This is a genomic window from Pseudomonas defluvii (assembly GCF_001695625.1).
GTDB lineage: Bacteria > Pseudomonadota > Gammaproteobacteria > Pseudomonadales > Pseudomonadaceae > Aquipseudomonas > Aquipseudomonas defluvii.
In genome coordinates this window covers 18943-37507 of the sequence record NZ_MBPN01000008.1, presented here as the reverse complement: position 1 = coordinate 37507, position 18565 = coordinate 18943, and the positions used below count along the sequence as shown (strand labels likewise).

The window sequence follows — 18565 nt, the reverse complement described above, 5'->3', positions numbered from 1 at the left end:
TGCGGACAGTCAGGCTGGCCATATCGATCCCCTTTTGGCCGTATTCGACGTTCTCCACAGGCAACGTACCCATCAACAATGGGCCAAGCCAGTCAACGCGGAGAACAATAAATGCTGACGATCTATTCTGATGACCACCGCCTCCACCACGGCCGCTGCGAGCTGATCGACGGGCAACTGATGCCCTGCTTTGAAATGCCTTCACGCGCTGATCATGTGCTGGAGCGCATAAAAGTACGCGAAATAGGCCCAGTACAGGCACCACAAGACTTCGGCCGAGAACCGATACTACGGGTGCATACACCCGACTATCTCGCCTTTTTTGAGCATGCCTGGCAGCGTTGGAGCGATATGGGTCATACGGGAGACCTGCTGCCTTTCACCTGGCCCGCTCGCACATTGCGACAGGTCAAACCACGCGGCCTTTTGGGCGAGTTGGGCTATTACAGCTTTGACGCCGGCGCACCGATCACTGCAGGCACCTGGCAGGCTGCCTACAGTGCAGCTCAGGTTGCCCTGACTGCGCAAGCGGCTATCCAGGCCGGCGCGCACAGTGCCTTTGCCCTATGCCGACCGCCAGGACACCACGCAGCGAGCGATGTAATGGGCGGTTACTGCTACCTGAACAACGCTGCGATTGCCGCTCAGGCGTTCTTGGACCAGGGCCATGAGCGCGTGGCGATCCTTGACGTGGACTACCACCACGGCAACGGCACTCAGGAAATCTTCTACTCGCGCAGCGACGTGTTCTTTGCTTCGATCCACGGCCATCCACAGGCAGAGTTCCCCTTCTTCCTCGGCTATGCCGACGAGGAGGGCGACGGCGAAGGTGTTGGCTATAACGTCAACTACCCGCTGCCAGCCGGGAGCGACTGGGCGACCTGGAGCGCAGCACTGGAAATGGCCTGCCAGCGGATCGAGGCCCATGCTGCGCAGGTGCTGGTGATTTCATTGGGCGTCGACACCTTCAAGGACGATCCGATCTCGCAGTTCAAGCTGGACAGCCCCGATTACTTGCGCATGGGCGAGCGCATCGCGCGCTTGGGCATACCGACGCTGTTCGTCATGGAGGGCGGGTATGCCGTAGCGGAAATCGGTATCAACGCGGTGAACGTGCTGGAAGGTTTCGAACGCGCTCTACAGGAGGTACACCCATGATTCGACTCAAACGCCTACTCACCCCACTGCTCTGCAGCACACTACTCGCCAGCAGCCTTCAAGCCGCCGAGCAACGCACGCTACGGGTGTACAACTGGTTCGACTACATCACCCCGCAAACCTTGGACGGCTTCCGCAAGACAACCGAGAGCAAGCTGATCTACGACATTTTCGACACCAACGAAGCGTTGGAGGCCAAACTGCTGACCGGTAACTCCGGTTACGACGTGGTGGTACCGTCCAACGTGTTCCTGGCCAAGCAGATCGAAGCAGGGGTGTTCCAACCGCTGGATCGCAGCAAGTTGCCGAATTGGGAGCATCTGGACCCAAAACTGATGAAATTGATCGAGGCCAACGACCCCGGCAACCAATTCGCCGTGCCCTATATGTACGGCACCGTGCTAATCGGTTTCAATCCGGCCAAGGTCAAGGCAGTGCTCGGCGACAACGCCCCGGTGGACAGCTGGGACTTGATCTTCAAAGAAGAGAACATCGCCAAACTCAAGCAGTGTGGTGTCGCGCTGCTTGATTCACCGTCAGAGATCCTTCCACTGGCGCTGCAATACCTGGGACTGGAACCGAACAGTAGCGCGCCGGCCGACTACAAGAAAGCCGAGGATCTGATGCTGAAGATTCGTCCATACATTACCTACTTCCATTCTTCTAAATACATGGCCGATATCGCCAATGGAGACATCTGCGTAGCCGTCGGCTACTCGGGTAGCTTCTCTCAGGCAGCCAACCGCGCCAGGGAAGCGAAGAACGGTGTAATCGTGGACATGCGCTTGCCGAAGGAAGGCGCACCGATCTGGTTCGACATGCTGGCCATCCCCAAAGGTGCGGCCAACCCCGAAGATGCGCACGCTTTCATCAACTACTTGTTGCAACCAGAGGTCGTTGTACCGATCAGCGACTTCGTCGGCTACCCGAACCCAAACAAGGACGCTACAGAACGGGTCAATCCAGCCATCCGTAACAACCCGAACCTGTACCCGACCGAAGAGGCCATGGCGAAACTTTATGCACTGAAGCCACTGCCTCGCGATGCGGAACGGGCACGTACCCGGGCCTGGACCAAGATCAAGTCCGGCACCTGATCAGCGACGCCAGGCACGCCGCAGGCGTGCCAAGGCATCGGCGATCGCGGCTTCAGGCACCGCAGCAAAGCCCAGTACCAGGCCGGCGCGTTTATCCACAGGGGTGCTTGAGTCCTCCAGCCAGTAATCGCTCAGTGGATTCAGTTCAACCCCGACGGCCTCCGCGCGGGCGATCAGTTCACGCTCACGTGCCAGGTTGTCCACATCGACTTTGACATGCAGGCCCGCCGCCACCTCAGGCATTGCCCCACAGCCGGGGATATCCACAGGCCACCCCGCCTTGAGCACATTGCGCCGACTCAACGCAGCCCGGCGCATACGACGGATATGCCGCTGAAAATGCCCTTGTGCCATGAACTGCGCCATCACCACCTGATTACCGATTTCCGAATGCCGCACCGCCAGTGCCCGACAGCGGGAAAATGCCTCGACCAATGGCGGCGGCACGACCAGATAACCCATGCGCAGGGCCGGAAAGGCGATCTTGCCGAAAGTACCGACATACAGCACACGGCCATGTGGGTCCAAGGCTGCCAAGGGCGCCAGGGGCGCACCGCTGTAGCGGTATTCGCCGTCATAATCGTCCTCGACAATCCAGCCATCGCTGCGTTCAGCCCAGGCCAGCAGCTCCAGACGCCGGGCCAGGCTCATGGTGACGCCCGTAGGGTACTGGTGTGAAGGCGTCACGTAGCTCAGGCGGCACTGGGGCAGTGCCGACAAGGCTGCGCAATCCATCCCTTCGTTATCTACCGCGACACCGAACACCCGCGCCCCGGCAAGCGCGAACGCATGCCCGGCAGCCCGGTACCCAGGGTTTTCCACAGCCACCCCATCGCCAGGCTCCAGCAACAACTGTGCACAAAGGCTGATCGCCTGCTGTGCGCCACTGGTGATCACAATTTGTTCAGCGCTGCAGGAAAGCCCCCGCGAACGACGCAGGTAGGTCGCAATCAGTTCGCGCAAAATCGGCTCGCCTGCTGGATCACCGTAACCGAGCAAGGCCGGATCGGGCTTACGCCAGAAACCCGCTTGTAGCTTGGCCCACGTCTCGAAGGGGAATAGATCGAAAGCGGGTGCACCGACTCGGAATGCCCTCGGTGGCCCGCTTTTCGGTGCTGGCAAATGATGCTTTTCAAGCCGACTCAAAGACCCGGTGTGGATAACTTTACTGGTTAGATGCTCAGTGCTTTCTGGCGATTTTGTGGATAAGGCTGTGGAAAAACCCCGGGATAACCCTGTGGATATATTTGTGGATAGTTTTGGCAACTGAGCAACATAGGTGCCGTCCCCTACCCGGCTTTCAATAAAACCTTCGGCGTAAAGCTGGTCATAGGCACGCACCACACTGTTGCGCGACAGCGCCAATGCCTTGGCCAGGTCGCGACTGGCCGGCAAACGTGTACCGCTGCCCAGTCGCCCATCCAGCACTCTGGCACGCAAGACTTGATACAACTGGCGACTCAACCCCAGACGCCGATCAAGTACGATACCCGTTGGATCAAAGGGCAATGACAGGGGCTGCTCGCGCACGGTATTGGACCTATAAAATCGATAGTGAATGGCTCTTACCATAGGCCAATAGCCTGCCTAGGATGGCTGCATTCGCCAAGGACTATCGCCATGTATATACCCAGTGCGTTCCGGGACACCGATCTCGACAGCCTGCACCAGCAAATCGAACAGACCCGCCTTGCCGTTCTTGTCACACACGGCCAGCAGGGCTTGCAGGCGAGCCACCTGCCGTTGCTATTGAAACGCGACGAAGGCCCTAACGGCACACTCTACGGGCATCTGGCCAAAGCCAACCCCCAGTGGCAGGACTTGGCCACTGGCAGCGAAGCGCTGCTGATCTTCGCGGGAGCCGACGCCTATGTCAGCCCAACCTTCTACCCAAGCAAAGCCGTGGACGGTAAAGCCGTACCCACCTGGAATTACCTGGCGGTGCATGCCTACGGCTGCGCCGAGGTGTTTGACGACCCGCAACGCTTGCACTCATTGCTCGACAGCCTCAGTGAGCGCCATGAGCGTGGCCGCCCACAGCCCTGGTCGATCGACGACGCGCCCGTCGACTATATCAACGGCATGCTCAAAGCGATTGTCGGCTTCGCCCTGCCGATTGAGCGCTTGCAAGGCAAACGCAAGACCAGCCAGAACCGCAACAGCGCCGACATTGAAGGCGTACGCAAAGGCCTGAGCGAAAGCCCAGACCCACTGGACAACCAATTGGCCGCCCTGATGCGCCAACCCTGAAGGAGCCTGAAATGCCCACCGTACAGATCCGCCCGGTCGAAGCCGACGACCATAGCGCCTGGCTGCCCCTGTGGCAGGCCTACCAGCGTTTCTACGAAACCCAGATTGATGAGCAGGTCAGCGCAGTGACCTGGCAACGCATGCTCGACCCCGCCGAACCCATTAATGCAGCCCTGGCCTGGGTCGACGGCAAGGCCGTGGGCATGGTTCATTGGATCTATCATCGTTCCTGTTGGACCACGGAAAACTCATGCTACCTGCAAGACCTGCTGGTCACTCAGGAGCACCGTGGCCTGGGCATTGGTCGGCAGTTGATCGAGTTCGTCTACGCGACTGCCAGCGCTGCGGGATGCGCCAAGGTCCACTGGCTGACCCACGAGACCAACACCACCGCCATCGCTCTCTACGAGCAGTTGGCCGAACGTCCGGGCTTCATTCAGTTCCGCAAACTGTTGTAATTCGAGGAGCCGTCCCATGAACACTCTGCTGAACTGGCACCCCGCCAAACTGCCACCCGCCACCCCGTTGACCGGGCGTTTCATCCGCCTGGAGAAACTCAACCCGCGCCAGCACCGTGACGACCTCTGGGAAGTGTTCAATGGCCCCGATGCTGACGCTGCGCTATGGAGCTACCTGCCCTACGGCCCTTTCGAGGAGCGTGAAGCGTTCGACCACTGGCTCGACAGTAATGCCGCCACCAGTGACCCGTTGTTCTACACCGTCATTGACCTGCACAACGGCCAGGCCCAGGGCATTCTCAGCCTGATGTCGATAGTGCCAGCACACGGTCGTATCGAGATTGGCCATGTCGCCTTCGGCGCCGCCATGCAGCGCACGCCGAAAGGTAGCGAAGCCATCTACCTGCTGGGCAAGCTGGCCTTTGAGCTGGGAAACCGCCGCCTGGAATGGAAGTGCAACGACGCCAATAGCCGTTCCAAACGGGCGGCTGAACGCTTCGGCTTCCACTATGAAGGGCTGTTTCGCAAGCATATGGTGATCAAGGGGCAGAACCGCGATACGGCCTGGTACTCGATCACCGACGATGAATGGCCTGCCATCGCTGCCGGTTTCGAGCGCTGGCTCGCGGCAGAAAACCAGCGCCCTGACGGTCAGCTCAGAACGCTGGAGGCGTGTCGCGAATCCGCCTGAAGGATCAGCGCAGGCGTTGCGCCAGGACGGCTATGTGCTCCGGGCCAATGCCACAGCAACCACCCAGGTGGCTTGCACCGCGCTGACGCCAATTTTCGGCCCAGTGCAGGTAGCCCGGCGGATCAAGGTCTTCGCGTAGCTCGTCCAGCCCATCGTTGGCGGTAGCGTCCTTGGGTTGCGGCGGGAACGCATTGGCGTAGGCGCCGATGGCAATCTGTACACCCAACCGCTCGAAGGTTTCGCGTGCGGCATCGATAGCCGCGCCGATGACTTCCGGCTGGCTGCAGTTGAACAGCAAGGTCTGCACACCCAGCTGTGCGGCCACTTCGGCGGCCTCACTGACGGGCTCACCAGAGCGCAAACGCGGCAGGTCATCGACATCGTCGTCCTGCAGGGTGAAGGACAGCCAGAACGGCTTGCCATCGTTGGGCAGGCCGGTACGAATGGCCCGCGCTTCGACGATGGAGCTCTGGGTCTCGGCCAACCACAGGTCGACATGCTCAGCCAGACCTTCAACCAACGGCGTCAGGACTTCGCTGACCCGAGCGGCATCGAACAGGTCGGGACGGTACGAGCCGAACAGGGGTGGCAATGAACCGGCAACCCGTACCGGCTGACCACTGGCGTCCGCAGCAGCGCGGGCCAGTTGCCCGGCGGTCGAGGCCAAGGCCCGCCCTTCAGCGGCAAAGCGGGCCTCGCCGATGTGGAATGGCACCACGGCATAGCTGTTGCTGGTAATGACCCGCGCCCCGCTTTCGATGTAGGCCGCGTGCACGGCCACCACAGCCTCCGGGGCCTCACTCAAGGCCAGCGCCGACCATTCCGGTTGCCGAAAGGGCGCGCCACGGCGCTGCAGCTCACGGCCCATGCCACCATCGAGAATCACCACCGCACTTTCACCCATATAACGTCCACTTCTATGAATATAAATAAAACTTACTAGTAGAGTTTTTTTTATAACTATTTAATACGCCGGACATTCAATTTAACAACTCTTTTTTCAGGTGATTTTCCATGCGTTTTTCCACCTTGTTGGGCGCCAGCCTGCTGGCACTGAGTGTGACCACCCAAGCCCTGGCGGGGGCAACGCTGCAACGCGTGGAAGAACGCAAGGAACTGGTCGGCGTGCTGATGGAAAGCTACCCGCCATTCTCTTTCCTCAACGAGCAGAACCAGCTGGACGGCTTCGATGTCGATGTGGCGAAGGCCGTAGCCGAAAAACTCGGTGTCAAACTGCGCCTGGAAACCCCATCCTGGGACGTGATCGCCGCCGGTCGCTGGAGCGGTCGATACGATATCTGCATCTGCTCGATGACGCCGAGCAAGGCTCGCGCCCAGGTCTTCGACTTCCCGGTGGAGTACTACGCTTCGCCTGCCGTCATCGTGGTCAACGCCAAGGATGACCGTATTCACGGCGCTAAAGACCTCAGCGGCCTGAAAGTCGGCCTGACCAGCGCCTCCAGCTACGAAAGCTACCTGAACAAGAACCTCGTCATTGAAGGCGCGGAAGACAAGGCGCTGGACTACCCGTTCGAGAACGTCCAGATCGCCCCCTATGACACCGACAACGTGGCCTTTCAGGATCTGGGCCTGGGTGCCGGCGTGCGCCTCGATGCGATCCTCACCAACCTGGTCACCGCCCAGCCGCGCCTGAATCAGGATGCGCGCTTCAAACTGGCCGGCCAGGCGCTGTATGAAGAACCTAACTCGGTGGCCATCGAGAAAGGTGATGCGGCCTGGAATGCCAAGGTTCAGCAAGTGTTCGCCGAGCTGAAACAGGACGGCACCCTGAGCCGCCTGTCGCAGAAGTGGATCGGCGCCGATATCAGTAAATGAGTGCCTATCAGCCACCGCCCAGCCAGGCTACGCGCACGCTGGGCCAGCGCCTGTTCGGTTTTCGCACGCGCCTTTACCTGACGTGGGCAGCGTTGTTCGTGATGTTCGTCGGGTTCTTTCTGAGCTTCGACCTGAAGTTTTCGATCATCCTCGACAAGCTGCCTAACCTGCTCGGGCTGCACCTGGCACCGAATGGTTTCCTGCAAGGCGCAGCACTGACCCTGTTCCTTTGCCTGTGCTCGATGCTCAGCTCGGTGATACTGGGTTTCGCTGCGGCGCTGGCGCGCCTGTCGAACAGCGCTGTCGCCTTGGGCATCGCCAGCTTCTACACCTCGTTCTTTCGCGGCACGCCGCTGCTGATCCAGATCCTCTTGATCTACCTGGGCCTGCCGCAAATTGGCGTTGTACCTGGTGCGATCAGCGCCGGGATCATTGCCTTGTCGTTGAACTACGGTGCCTACCTGAGTGAAATTTTCCGAGCCGGTATCATTGGCGTGGCGCCCGGCCAGCGGCAGGCGGCCATGGCCCTGGGGATGCGCCCACGGGCAATTTTCTGGCACATCACCCTGCCCCAGGCCATGCGTACGATCATTCCGCCAAGCGCCAACCAGTTCATTTCCATGCTCAAGGATTCGTCGCTGATTTCGGTGATGGGGGTCTGGGAAGTGATGTTTCTGGCGCAGTCCTATGGCCGCTCCAGCTACCGCTACCTGGAAATGCTGACCACTGCAGCCGCCATCTACTGGCTGCTGTCGTTTGCCCTGGAGTTGCTCCAGGTGCGCCTGGAACGGCACTACGGCAAAGGCTATCGGCACTGACGCCGCATCGCCAAATCGCGCATAAAAAAAGGGGGGCATATGCCCCCCAGAGGTTAACCGTTTACTACCGAGGGCTGTTTCAGCCCTCGATCTCGATCAGGATCTCGCCCGGGTTGACCCGGTCGCCCTTGGCGACGTGGATAGCGACAACTTTACCGGCGATGGCCGACTGCACTTCGGTCTCCATCTTCATCGCTTCGGTGATCAGCACGGCCTGGCCGGCTTTCACCGTGTCGCCTTCCTTGACCAGCACATCGACGATGTTGCCCGGCATGGTGGTGCTGACATGCCCTGGCTCGCTGGCCTGCTTGCGCTTGCTGCCGCTACCGCCGACGAACTCGTTGAGCGGCTCGAACACCACTTCTTCCGGCATGCCGTCGATGGACAGGTAGAAGTGACGCTTGCCTTCGGACTTGACGCCAACACCGGTGATATCGACGCGGTAGGTCTCACCGTGAACATCAATGACGAACTCAGTCGGGACGCCTTCACCACCGGCCGAGCCCACGGCACCGGCTTCCGGAATCGGCAGCAGCACTTCAGGGGTCAGGGTGCCGGCATCGCGCTCTTCGAGGAACTTGCGGCCAATGTCCGGGAACATGGCGAAAGTCAGTACATCTTCTTCAGACTTGGCCAGGTTGCCGATGTCCGAACGCAGCTTGGCCATCTCTGGCTTGAGCAGGTCAGCCGGACGCACGTCGATTACTTCTTCGCTGCCAATCGCCTGACGACGCAGTTGGTCGTTGACCACGCCCGGCGCCTTGCCATAACCACCTTGCAGGTACAGCTTCACTTCGTTGGTGATGGTCTTGTAGCGCTCGCCCGCGAGGACGTTGAAGAACGCCTGGGTACCGACGATCTGCGAGGTCGGCGTAACCAGCGGTGGGAAGCCGAGGTCTTCACGCACCCGAGGAATTTCGGCCAGCACTTCGTTCATGCGATGCAGCGCGCCCTGCTCCTTGAGCTGGTTGGCCAGGTTGGAAATCATCCCGCCTGGTACCTGGTTGACCTGCACACGGGTGTCAACGGCGGTGAACTCGCTTTCAAACTGGTGATACTTCTTGCGCACGGCGTAGAAGTACAGGCCGATTTCCTGCAGCAGCTCCAGGTCCAGGCCGGTGTCGAATTCGCTGCCCTTGAGCGCGGCAACCATCGACTCGGTACCCGGGTGGCTGGTGCCCCAGGCGAAGCTGGAGATCGCGGTGTCGATATGGTCGGCACCGTTTTCGATGGCCTTGAGTTGGCACATCGCGGCCAAACCAGCGGTGTCGTGGGAGTGGATGAACACCGGCAGCGACTGCTCGGCCTTCAATGCCTTGACCAGCTCACCGGTGGCATACGGGGTCAGCAGGCCGGCCATGTCCTTGATCGCGATCGAGTCGCAGCCCATGGCTTCCATCTGCTTGGCCTGGGCCACGAATGCGTCGATGGTGTGTACCGGGCTGGTGGTGTAGGCAATGGTGCCCTGGGCGTGCTTGCCGGAGGCCTTGACCGCTTCAATGGCAACGCGCAGGTTGCGCACGTCGTTCATGGCGTCAAAGATGCGGAAGACGTCGATGCCGTTGACAGCTGCCTTGGCCACGAACGCCTTGACCACGTCATCGCTGTAGTGCCGGTAGCCGAGCAGGTTCTGCCCGCGCAGAAGCATTTGCAGGCGGGTGTTCGGCAGTGCCGCACGCAACTTGCGCAGACGCTCCCACGGGTCTTCCTTGAGGAAACGTACGCAGGCGTCAAACGTCGCGCCACCCCAGACTTCCAGCGACCAGTAGCCGACTTTGTCGAGCTTGTCGCAGATGGGCAGCATGTCTTCGGTGCGCATGCGGGTTGCCAGCAGGGACTGGTGGGCGTCACGCAGGATCGTGTCGGTTACATGAATTTTCTTGGACATTTTTTCGTATTCCTCACAGGCCTGCGTGGGCGGCAATGGCAGCAGCGATGGCCAGGGCCAGCTCTTCGGGTTTGCGCTTGATCGAGTAGTTGGTCAGTTCCGGATGGCTTTCCACGAAGCTGGTATTGAACTGGCCACTGCGGAATTCCGGATTGCGCAGGATTTCCTGGTAATAAGCGGCGGTGGTCTTTACCCCTTGCACGCGCATGTCATCCAGCGCCCGCAGGCCGCGGTCCATGGCTTCTTCCCAGGTCAGGGCCCAAACCACCAGTTTCAAGCACATCGAATCGTAGAACGGCGGGATGGTGTAGCCGGTGTAGATCGCCGTGTCGGTACGCACGCCAGGACCACCGGGCGCGTAGTAACGGGTGATCTTGCCAAAGCTGGGCAGGAAGTTGTTCTTCGGGTCTTCGGCGTTAATCCGGAACTGCAGGGCAAAGCCGCGGTGCTGGATGTCTTCCTGCTTGATCGAGAGCGGCAGGCCCGAAGCAATGCGAATCTGCTCACGTACGATGTCGATGCCGGTGATTTCCTCGGTGATGGTGTGTTCCACCTGCACCCGGGTGTTCATCTCCATGAAGTACACCTCGCCATCGGCGAGCAGGAACTCCACGGTACCGGCGTTTTCATAACCGACCGCCTTGGCCGCACGTACCGACAGGTCGCCGATGTAGGCGCGCTGTTCCGGGGTCAGCTGAGGGCTGGGGGCGATTTCGATCAGCTTCTGGTTGCGGCGCTGAATCGAGCAATCGCGCTCGAACAGGTGCACCACATTACCGAAGCTGTCACCGAGGATTTGCGCCTCAATGTGTTTCGGGTTGACGATGCATTTTTCGAGGAAGACTTCCGCCGAACCAAAGGCCTTGGTCGCTTCGGAAATCACCCGCGGGAACGCCTGTTCCAATTCTTCACGGCTGTTGCAGCGGCGAATACCACGACCACCGCCACCCGAGGTGGCCTTGAGCATGACCGGGTAGCCAATGCGATCACCTTCGCGCAGCGCCTCGTGTATGTCCGCGACGTTGCCTTCGGTGCCCGGGGTCACGGGTACGCCGGCCTTGATCATGCTGCGTCGCGCTTCGGTCTTGTCGCCCATCCGGCGAATGACTTCTGCCGCAGGGCCAATGAACTTGATCCCACGTTCAGCGCAGATGTCTGCAAGTTCTGCGTTCTCTGACAGGAAACCATAGCCAGGATGCAGGGCATCGCAGCCGGTCTCTACCGCCAGGTTCACCAGCTTGCGCGGGTTCAGGTAACCGGCCAGGGGTTCGGCACCAATACTGTGAGCCTCGTCTGCACGCTTGACGTGCAGTGCATGACGGTCGGCATCGGAATAGATCGCCACCGAGCGAATGCCCATTTCGGCGCAAGCACGGACAATCCGTACTGCGATCTCACCCCGGTTGGCGATCAGGATTTTTTTTATCACTGGAATATTCCCAAGCCATTGGAACAGACGAACCGGCGAGACCGGTCGGCGCGTGACCATACGTTGCTGGCCAGTCGCATAAGTACCCTAGCGCCGTCGCTTAATAAACAAAAATCAATATTTATTAGGCCTTGCATTAGCAAAAGCTTATAGTGCCGTAACAAGGTTTGTCCGGAGCCGGATGAGAGATGCGTAAGTCATTGATGCGTATGACATTACGGCAGTTGAAAGTCTTCAACGAAGTCTGCGATCTGCGCTCCTACAGCCGAGCCGCCGAAGAGATGTCGCTGACGCAACCCGCCGTTAGTCTACAGATCCGCCAACTCGAAGAACTGGTCGGCCAGCCGCTGTTTGAGTACGTGGGCAAGAAGCTCTACCTCACCGAAGCCGCTGAGGCTTTGCAGCGCGCCAGCCGAGACATCTTCGGCCGCCTGGAGAGCTTCGACATGCAGCTCTCGGACATGCAAGGCTCTCTGCAGGGGCAACTGAAACTGGCGGTGGAGTCCAGCGCCAAGTACTTCGTGCCGCACCTGTTTGCCGCCTTCAAGAAGCTTCATCCCGAGGTCAACCTGACCCTTACCGTGGTCAACCGCGCCCAGGCGATTCGGCGCCTCTCGGACAACCGTGATGACCTGATCATCATGTCCATGGTGCCGCAGGACATGGGCCTGGAATTCATGCCCTTCCTGAACAACCCGATCGTTGCCGTGGCGCCACCTGACCACCCGCTCTGCAAGCTCGAACGCCTGCGCCTGCAAGACCTGGAGCCCCACACGCTGCTGGTTCGCGAGCAAGGCTCAGGCACGCGCAAAGCCTGCGAAGAGTACTTCAAAGACAAACGCGTACACTTCTCCCAGACACTGGAGGTGGCGTCTGCCGACGCTCAACGCGAGTGCGTCATTGCCGGGCTCGGGATCGCACTGCTGACGCGTCATGCGCTGAACCTGGAACTGGCCACCGGCGTGTTGCGCGAACTGCCCGTGGAAGAGCTACCGCTGTACCGAAGCTGGTGCGTGGTACAGGCCAAGGCCAAGCGGCAGTCGCCGGTAGCCCTGGCCTTTCTTGCATACATCCGCAGCGAACGCGCGCAAATCAGCGCACTTGTTGAGCGTTTCTCGGGGACTCTGCCGCCGATACCTGCCAGAGGTTGACGGCCTGTAATTCGGGGTAGTCAGCAATTTCCTGCAACAGGCGGCGCTGCTCGGAATAGCTTTCAATCGCACGGCGATACTCCATGCGGCGCTGATCCTTTTCCTGCTGCTTGCGGGCCTTGGCGTTGGACGGGTACGGACGATCAAATTCACGAGCCATTGCGAATCTCCCTGGTCAAGTACGGGAGTTTCAGGGTGCGCAATGGCGGTGACGATTTGGCGGCGCGGCGATGACAAAACCATGAACCTTGCCGACCGTACAGGGACAGTCGGCGGCGGTCAGTCGTCCAGGGCCTTGATCGACTTGGGCGACAGGCGCAGGCTGCGCAAGCTGCGTTTGACGCTCTTGAGGTGGTTGACCAGGCTCGGGCCACGGGCCATGGCAACGCCCATTGCCAGCACGTCGATCACCACCAGGTGGGCGATCCGCGAGGTCAACGGGGTATAGATCTCGGTGTCTTCATGAACGTCGATGGCCAGGTTGACACTCGACAGCTCAGCCAACGGGGTCTGGCTCGGGCACAGGGTAATCAGGGTTGCCCCGCTCTCGCGCACCAGGTTGGCGGTAATCAGCAGGTCCTTGGAGCGCCCGGACTGGGAAATGCAGATGGCCACGTCACCCGGTTTCAGGGTGACCGCCGACATCGCCTGCATGTGCGGGTCGGAATAGGCAGCAGCGCTGAGCAGCAGACGGAAAAACTTGTGCTGCGCATCGGCAGCCACTGCGCCGGAGGCGCCAAATCCGTAGAACTCGACGCGCTGGGCCTGGGCCATGGCGGTCACGGCACGCTGCAGCGCTTGGGCATCGAGGTGCTCACGCACTTCCATCAGGGTGTGCAGGGTGGTGTCGAAGATCTTCAGGCTGTAGTCGGCAACCGAATCGTCCTCATGGATCGCAAACTGGCCAAAACTGGCCCCGGCCGCCAGGCTCTGGGCAAGCTTGAGCTTGAGGTCCTGGAACCCGGAGCAACCAATGGCGCGGCAAAAGCGCACGATGGTCGGCTCGCTGATGCCGACGCTGTGGGCAAGGTCGGCCATGGAGCTATGCATGACGGCTGCTGGGTCGAGCAGCACGTGGTCGGCAACCTTGAGCTCCGACTTACGTAGCAGATGGCGCGACTGGGCGATGTGTTGCAACAGATTCAAGGGCAGGACTCGGTTATGATCGACTGACCGGGTTGTAGCTTTCTTGTAGTTATACTACATGACCGGCGACCCGCCCAGCTAAACGATCTAGGAGAGTGGTGGTATTGACTATCCCTTGCGACATCATGGTATTCGGCGGCACCGGTGACCTGGCCCTGCACAAGCTGCTTCCGGCGCTCTACCACCTGTATCGCGAAGCACGCCTGCACCCTGAAGTGCGTATCGTTGCGCTGGCTCGAAAAAATCTGCCGCGCAGCGACTATCGGCTGCTCGCCGAGCGCCGCTGCCGGGCCCAGATTGCCCGCCATGACTTCGATGAAGAGGTCTGGAAGCGCTTCTCCGCGCGTCTCGACTACTTTCCCATGGACGCCTCGCAGAGCGCCGACTTCGGCCGTCTGGCACGCTTCCTCGGCGAACCAGGCGGGCTGACGCGGATCTACTACCTGGCCACGGCCCCCGACCTGTTCGTGCCGATCATCAGCCATATGCAGATTGCCGGGCTGGCTGACAGCGACGCGCGGGTCGTACTGGAAAAGCCTATCGGCCACTCGCTGGAATCGGCAACGGCAATCAACAGTGCCATTGGCGCCGTGCTCGACGAGTCGCAGGTGTTCCGGATCGACCATTACCTGGGCAAGGAGACCGTACAGAACCTCATGGCCCTGCGTTTTGCCAACGCCCTGCTGGAACCGGTATGGCGCAGTAATCAGATCGACCATGTGCAGATCAGTGTGTGCGAAACCCTGGGCGTCGAAAACCGCGGGGCCTACTACGACCGCGCTGGCGCGACACGCGACATGCTGCAGAACCATCTGCTGCAACTGCTTTGCCTGGTAGCCATGGAGCCACCGGCTCAATTCAACGCCGAAGCCGTGCGCGATGAAAAGGTAAAGATCCTCAGGGCCCTCAAGCCGATCACCGGCCAGGATGTCCAGGATCGGACCGTGCGCGGCCAGTACAGCGCGGGCAAGATCGGCGGGCAGGAAGTACCGGCGTATTACTTCGAGAAAGATGTCGACAACGACAGCGATACCGAGACCTTCGTCGCCGTTGAAGCCTATATCAACAACTGGCGCTGGGCCGGCGTACCGTTCTACCTGCGTACCGGTAAACGGATGGCGAAGAAGTCATCGCAGATTGTCATTCAGTTCAAACCGGTACCGCACCAACTGTTCGAGGGCGCACAGACCAATCAGTTGCTGATTCAGCTGCAGCCGGACGAACGCATCAGCCTGCAGATGATGACCAAAAGCCCAGGCAAAGGCATGCGCCTGGAGCCTGTGGAACTGAACCTGAACCTGGCCCAGGTGTTCGGCCAGACACGTCGCTGGGAAGCCTACGAACGGCTGCTGCTGGATGTGCTGGAGGGCGATTCAACCTTGTTCATGCGCCGTGACGAAGTCGAGGCCGCCTGGGCCTGGATTGACCCGATCCTCAACGGCTGGCAGGAATACTTCCAGGCCCCCAGGCCCTACCACGCTGGTACCAACGGCCCCGACCAGGCACATAGCCTGCTGGCCCATCAAGGCCGGGAATGGCACAACTGAGCACATGACACGCGCCAATGAGCGACTACTATGTAATACCGATAGTGATTCGTTTGATCCGATACTGAACACCAGCGCTTGGCTGGGCGCGAACGCTTCTCCCCTTGCCTGCCTGGTACCCGCAATGCCAGGCAGGTTTTTTGTTTGCAGGGTATTCAGCCACGCGACTGCATCACCACACAGGCGGCATCGACAGCAAACTCATCAGATTGGACGCCGCCACCGGCCGGCTGATCAGATAGCCCTGTACCTCATCGCAGCCCTGCTCACGTAGAAAAGCCAACTGCTCCTGCGTTTCAACACCCTCGGCCACCACCTTGAGCGCCAGGCTATGGGCCATGACGATGATTGCTCGGGTGATCGCTGCATCCTGACTGCCTTCGGTCAGGCCGCGAACAAAGGTTTGATCGATTTTGACGTAGTCCACCGGGAATCGCTTGAGGTAACTCAGGGACGAGTAACCCGTTCCAAAATCGTCGATGGCCAGCTTCACCCCCAACTCATGCAACTGACGGAACGTCGCAATGATGTGCTCGACACTGTCAAGCAACTGGCTTTCGGTCAGTTCCAGCTCCAGCAGATGAGGTTCCAGCCCGCTCTCATCAAGCACTTGACGCACCAGGCTGACCAACTTGCCCTGACGTAACTGATGAACCGAAAGGTTTACCGAGACACGTATCGGTGCCAAGCCCTGACGCTGCCATTCGCAGGCTTGCCAACACGCCTGACGCAAGACGAACTCACCCATCGGCGCGATCAGCCCGGTTTCCTCGGCCAACCCGATAAACTCGCTCGGCGGTACCATGCCCCATTGCGGATGATGCCAGCGCACTAAGGCTTCGGCTGCTGTCAGACGCCCTGTGGCCAGGCACAGTTTTGGTTGGTAGTAGACCTCCAGCTGGCGTTCTTCAATCGCCCTGCGCAACTGATTCTCCAGTTGCAGACGCTCCAACGTGCTGGCCTGCAGGCTTTCGGTGTAGAACTGGAAGTTGTCGCCCCCCAGGTGCTTGGCGTGCTGCATCGCCATGTTCGCTTGGCTGACCAGCATACTGACCTCCCGAGTGGTGTCGGAGAGCAGGCTGATACCGACCGATGCACTGATCACCAACTCATGACCCGCAACCCGCAACGGTGCACGCAACTTGTCGAGCAGGCGTGTCGTAACCCGCACCAGGCTCGACAGGTTGGTGTACCCATCAAACAGCACGGCAAACTCGTCCCCGGAAAGCCGCGCAACGGTATCGGCCTCAGGCAACGCATTGCTGATACGCCGCGCCATCTGGGTCAGCAGTTGATCTGCAATCTCATGCCCAAGGCTCTCGTTCAACAGCTTGAAGCGATCGAGGTCGATATGCAGCAAGGCCAGGCTACGACCGCTCAAAGGTAAGCGCTGCCCGGCTTCATGCAAACGCAATCGGAACAGCGCACGGTTGGCCAGCCCCGTGAGCTCGTCGTAATGCGCAAGGTAGCGCAAACGCTCTTCCGACTCGCGCCGCGCGGAGAGATCACTGAAGAAGCCAACAATACTGCTGATGTTGCCCTGTGCATCCCGCACACCATTGAGTTGCAGCCACTGGGGATAGAGCTCACCGCTCTTGCGCGCCTCAACCAGCTCGCCCTGCCACCCGCCCTGCTGCTCCAGAGCCTGGTCAATCGCCGACAGGTGCCGCCGCGCGTCGCGGCTGCAGGGCAACTCCAGCACGTTGCGCGCCAGCAACTCTTCTCGGTCGTAGCCGGTAATCCGACAGAATGCCTGATTGACGGCCAGCAGCACGTAATCCGGGTCGAGAATCGCAATACCTTCGCTGGCAGCCTCGAACACTGTGGCCGCCAAGCGTTGCTGCTCTTCCTGAGCCTTGCTTGCGCTGATGTCGCGCCGCGTCCCCAGCATACGCACAACGCGCCCGTCGGCATCGCGCTCGACAGCCCGGCCACGGTCCTCGATCCAGCACCAATGGCCCTGGCTGTGACGAACCCGGTACTCGATACGGTAATCCTCGGTGCGCCCCTTCAAATGCTCGACCAGCGTGCGCTTGAGCGACGGCAGGTCGTCGGGGTGCAAGCGCGGCTTGAGGTGAGCCAGCATCGCCTTGACCTGCTCTGGATCAAGGCCAAACAACTCGCGAAGCTGGGTGTGGTGAACCTCATCGCTCTGCAGGTTCCAGTCCCATAAACCCAGCTCACTGGCGTCCAGCGCCAGCGCCAGACGTTGTTCGCTCTTGCTCAACGCCTGATTGGCGGCGTCCAGTTGCTGGCTGCGCTGCGCAACCCGCGACTCCAGGCCGACCTGGGCCTGACGCAACTGGTCTTCGATCAGCCGTCGCCGCTCGACTTCACTGGCCAAGGCCTGGTTGAGCTGTTCACTGCGATGCTGTGCAGCCTGCAGGTGTTCAATCAGCGCCTGATTCTGAAAGCGGCGCAGCAACCCGTTCTCAATCAGGCGATTGACCTGCCAGGCAACCACTAACAAGGCCCCCAGCAGGATGAGGCCCAACCAGCCCCAACCCAGGTGCTCGTCGGCACCACTCCAGAACAGGTAGAGGATCGGCGGCAACAAACATGGCAAGGTGAAGCTGAGGAAGGCGGGCAAGCTGACAGCGTAGGCAATGCTGGCCGAAAGTGTCGCCGCGCCAAGCAGGCCAAAGACCCAGGCTTGCTGTACGAAATTATCCGTAGGCACCAGGGCGATCGCTGCGCTGGCCAGGGTCAGGCCACTGAAAGCCGAACCCAGGAGGAACATTCGCCACCAGGTCGGTTGCGCCTGACGTTCTGGCATGGCCGCGTCGAATGCCGCGACCTGGATCACTCGCAAGGCAACCAGGGCCATCAGCCAGACCATCCAGATACTGATCTGAAAATAGCGTGGCGGGCTCCACAGCAACCAGGCGCATACCAGGCCATTGAGCAGCATGAACAACGTTGGCAGCAGTGACCCCTGATACAACAAGCGGGTGCGCTCGACGGCCAGTTGCGTGGCAAATTGCTTTCGAATGCTCCGACGTGCTTCCTGAGGGACGCTCGCAGAGCCTGAACCGAAGGTCATAGGCAGTATTCTTGTAATGGTGAGCCTTAAACGTGGCACGGAGCATACACAAG

The 18565-nt window shown here is 60.2% G+C and carries 16 protein-coding genes; 9 read left to right on the top strand and 7 right to left on the bottom strand.

Annotated features, from left to right (window positions below; genetic code table 11):
* Positions 1 to 111: 111 nt before the first annotated feature.
* Together EKA13_RS03960 and EKA13_RS03955 are read left to right on the top strand one after the other, a co-directional pair.
* Complete coding sequence (locus EKA13_RS03960; protein WP_065758107.1) at positions 112 to 1158, top strand: histone deacetylase family protein; 1047 nt, start codon at positions 112 to 114, stop codon at positions 1156 to 1158.
* A complete protein-coding gene (locus EKA13_RS03955; protein ID WP_065758106.1) occupies positions 1155 to 2255 on the top strand; it encodes a polyamine ABC transporter substrate-binding protein in 1101 nt (366 codons plus the stop codon). The genes EKA13_RS03960 and EKA13_RS03955 overlap by 4 nt, the downstream gene beginning before the upstream one ends.
* Here EKA13_RS03955 and pdxR read toward each other — a convergent pair whose 3' ends face one another.
* Positions 2256 to 3785 (bottom strand): MocR-like pyridoxine biosynthesis transcription factor PdxR, encoded by a 1530-nt coding sequence (gene pdxR / locus EKA13_RS03950; protein ID WP_065758105.1) that lies wholly within the window; start codon positions 3783 to 3785, stop codon positions 2256 to 2258. It abuts the gene before it with no gap.
* Between the two features lie 90 nt (positions 3786 to 3875).
* Here pdxR and EKA13_RS03945 point away from each other — a divergent pair, with 90 nt between their 5' ends.
* From EKA13_RS03945 to EKA13_RS03935, 3 genes are read left to right on the top strand one after another with little or no spacing between them, the layout of a single operon-like run.
* Positions 3876 to 4505, top strand: coding sequence for an FMN-binding negative transcriptional regulator (locus tag EKA13_RS03945; RefSeq protein ID WP_065758104.1), 630 nt, complete (start codon positions 3876 to 3878; stop codon positions 4503 to 4505).
* Between the two features lie 11 nt (positions 4506 to 4516).
* Positions 4517 to 4963 (top strand): GNAT family N-acetyltransferase, encoded by a 447-nt coding sequence (locus EKA13_RS03940; protein ID WP_065758103.1) that lies wholly within the window; start codon positions 4517 to 4519, stop codon positions 4961 to 4963.
* A gap of 16 nt (positions 4964 to 4979) precedes the next feature.
* Complete coding sequence (locus EKA13_RS03935) at positions 4980 to 5654, top strand: GNAT family N-acetyltransferase (protein ID WP_065758102.1); 675 nt, start codon at positions 4980 to 4982, stop codon at positions 5652 to 5654.
* Between the two features lie 4 nt (positions 5655 to 5658).
* Here the strand turns inward: EKA13_RS03935 and EKA13_RS03930 are convergent, their stop codons facing one another.
* A complete protein-coding gene (locus tag EKA13_RS03930) occupies positions 5659 to 6558 on the bottom strand; it encodes a homocysteine S-methyltransferase family protein (RefSeq protein ID WP_065758101.1) in 900 nt (299 codons plus the stop codon).
* Between the two features lie 110 nt (positions 6559 to 6668).
* Here EKA13_RS03930 and EKA13_RS03925 point away from each other — a divergent pair, with 110 nt between their 5' ends.
* Both EKA13_RS03925 and EKA13_RS03920 read left to right on the top strand, forming a co-directional pair.
* Complete coding sequence (locus tag EKA13_RS03925) at positions 6669 to 7490, top strand: ABC transporter substrate-binding protein (protein ID WP_065758100.1); 822 nt, start codon at positions 6669 to 6671, stop codon at positions 7488 to 7490.
* Positions 7487 to 8308 carry an amino acid ABC transporter permease gene (locus EKA13_RS03920; protein ID WP_065758099.1) on the top strand — a complete coding sequence of 274 codons (822 nt, stop codon included), beginning with the start codon at positions 7487 to 7489 and terminating at the stop codon, positions 8306 to 8308. Before EKA13_RS03925 ends, EKA13_RS03920 begins: the two co-directional genes overlap by 4 nt.
* Before the next feature lie 79 nt (positions 8309 to 8387).
* On the opposite strand, the gene oadA is transcribed toward EKA13_RS03920, so the two are convergent.
* Positions 8388 to 10196 carry a sodium-extruding oxaloacetate decarboxylase subunit alpha gene (oadA, locus tag EKA13_RS03915; protein ID WP_065758098.1) on the bottom strand — a complete coding sequence of 603 codons (1809 nt, stop codon included), beginning with the start codon at positions 10194 to 10196 and terminating at the stop codon, positions 8388 to 8390.
* A gap of 13 nt (positions 10197 to 10209) precedes the next feature.
* On the bottom strand, positions 10210 to 11625 hold the full coding sequence (locus EKA13_RS03910) for an acetyl-CoA carboxylase biotin carboxylase subunit (RefSeq protein WP_065758097.1): 1416 nt from the start codon (positions 11623 to 11625) through the stop codon (positions 10210 to 10212).
* A gap of 203 nt (positions 11626 to 11828) precedes the next feature.
* Between EKA13_RS03910 and EKA13_RS03905 the strand changes: the two genes are divergently transcribed.
* Positions 11829 to 12776: a LysR family transcriptional regulator gene (locus EKA13_RS03905; RefSeq protein ID WP_176717392.1), complete on the top strand. Its 948-nt coding sequence runs from the start codon at positions 11829 to 11831 to the stop codon at positions 12774 to 12776.
* On the opposite strand, the gene EKA13_RS03900 is transcribed toward EKA13_RS03905, so the two are convergent.
* The gene (locus tag EKA13_RS03900) at positions 12718 to 12936 is read right to left on the bottom strand and encodes a PA3496 family putative envelope integrity protein (RefSeq protein ID WP_065758095.1); all 219 of its coding nucleotides are present in this window, start codon (positions 12934 to 12936) and stop codon (positions 12718 to 12720) included. The two genes, EKA13_RS03905 and EKA13_RS03900, sit on opposite strands and share 59 nt — an antisense overlap.
* A 119-nt stretch (positions 12937 to 13055) precedes the next feature.
* Positions 13056 to 13922 carry a transcriptional regulator HexR gene (gene hexR, locus EKA13_RS03895; protein WP_065758094.1) on the bottom strand — a complete coding sequence of 289 codons (867 nt, stop codon included), beginning with the start codon at positions 13920 to 13922 and terminating at the stop codon, positions 13056 to 13058.
* Between the two features lie 104 nt (positions 13923 to 14026).
* Here hexR and zwf point away from each other — a divergent pair, with 104 nt between their 5' ends.
* On the top strand, positions 14027 to 15469 hold the full coding sequence (gene zwf, locus EKA13_RS03890; RefSeq protein WP_065758162.1) for a glucose-6-phosphate dehydrogenase: 1443 nt from the start codon (positions 14027 to 14029) through the stop codon (positions 15467 to 15469).
* A gap of 172 nt (positions 15470 to 15641) precedes the next feature.
* Here the strand turns inward: zwf and EKA13_RS03885 are convergent, their stop codons facing one another.
* The gene (locus EKA13_RS03885) at positions 15642 to 18512 is read right to left on the bottom strand and encodes an EAL domain-containing protein (RefSeq protein ID WP_065758093.1); all 2871 of its coding nucleotides are present in this window, start codon (positions 18510 to 18512) and stop codon (positions 15642 to 15644) included.
* Between the last annotated feature and the right edge of the window lie 53 nt (positions 18513 to 18565).

Excerpts from the sequence above, each read along its gene's own strand:
- EKA13_RS03960 (WP_065758107.1), top strand. The coding sequence starts at position 112 with ATGCTGACGATCTATTCTGATGACCACCGCCTCCACCACGGCCGCTGC.
- EKA13_RS03955 (WP_065758106.1), top strand. The coding sequence starts at position 1,155 with ATGATTCGACTCAAACGCCTACTCACCCCACTGCTCTGCAGCACACTA.
- EKA13_RS03945 (WP_065758104.1), top strand. The coding sequence starts at position 3,876 with ATGTATATACCCAGTGCGTTCCGGGACACCGATCTCGACAGCCTGCAC.
- EKA13_RS03940 (WP_065758103.1), top strand. The coding sequence starts at position 4,517 with ATGCCCACCGTACAGATCCGCCCGGTCGAAGCCGACGACCATAGCGCC.
- EKA13_RS03935 (WP_065758102.1), top strand. The coding sequence starts at position 4,980 with ATGAACACTCTGCTGAACTGGCACCCCGCCAAACTGCCACCCGCCACC.
- EKA13_RS03930 (WP_065758101.1), bottom strand. The coding sequence starts at position 6,558 with ATGGGTGAAAGTGCGGTGGTGATTCTCGATGGTGGCATGGGCCGTGAG.
- EKA13_RS03925 (WP_065758100.1), top strand. The coding sequence starts at position 6,669 with ATGCGTTTTTCCACCTTGTTGGGCGCCAGCCTGCTGGCACTGAGTGTG.
- EKA13_RS03920 (WP_065758099.1), top strand. The coding sequence starts at position 7,487 with ATGAGTGCCTATCAGCCACCGCCCAGCCAGGCTACGCGCACGCTGGGC.
- oadA (WP_065758098.1), bottom strand. The coding sequence starts at position 10,196 with ATGTCCAAGAAAATTCATGTAACCGACACGATCCTGCGTGACGCCCAC.
- EKA13_RS03905 (WP_176717392.1), top strand. The coding sequence starts at position 11,829 with ATGCGTATGACATTACGGCAGTTGAAAGTCTTCAACGAAGTCTGCGAT.
- EKA13_RS03900 (WP_065758095.1), bottom strand. The coding sequence starts at position 12,936 with ATGGCTCGTGAATTTGATCGTCCGTACCCGTCCAACGCCAAGGCCCGC.
- EKA13_RS03885 (WP_065758093.1), bottom strand. The coding sequence starts at position 18,512 with ATGACCTTCGGTTCAGGCTCTGCGAGCGTCCCTCAGGAAGCACGTCGG.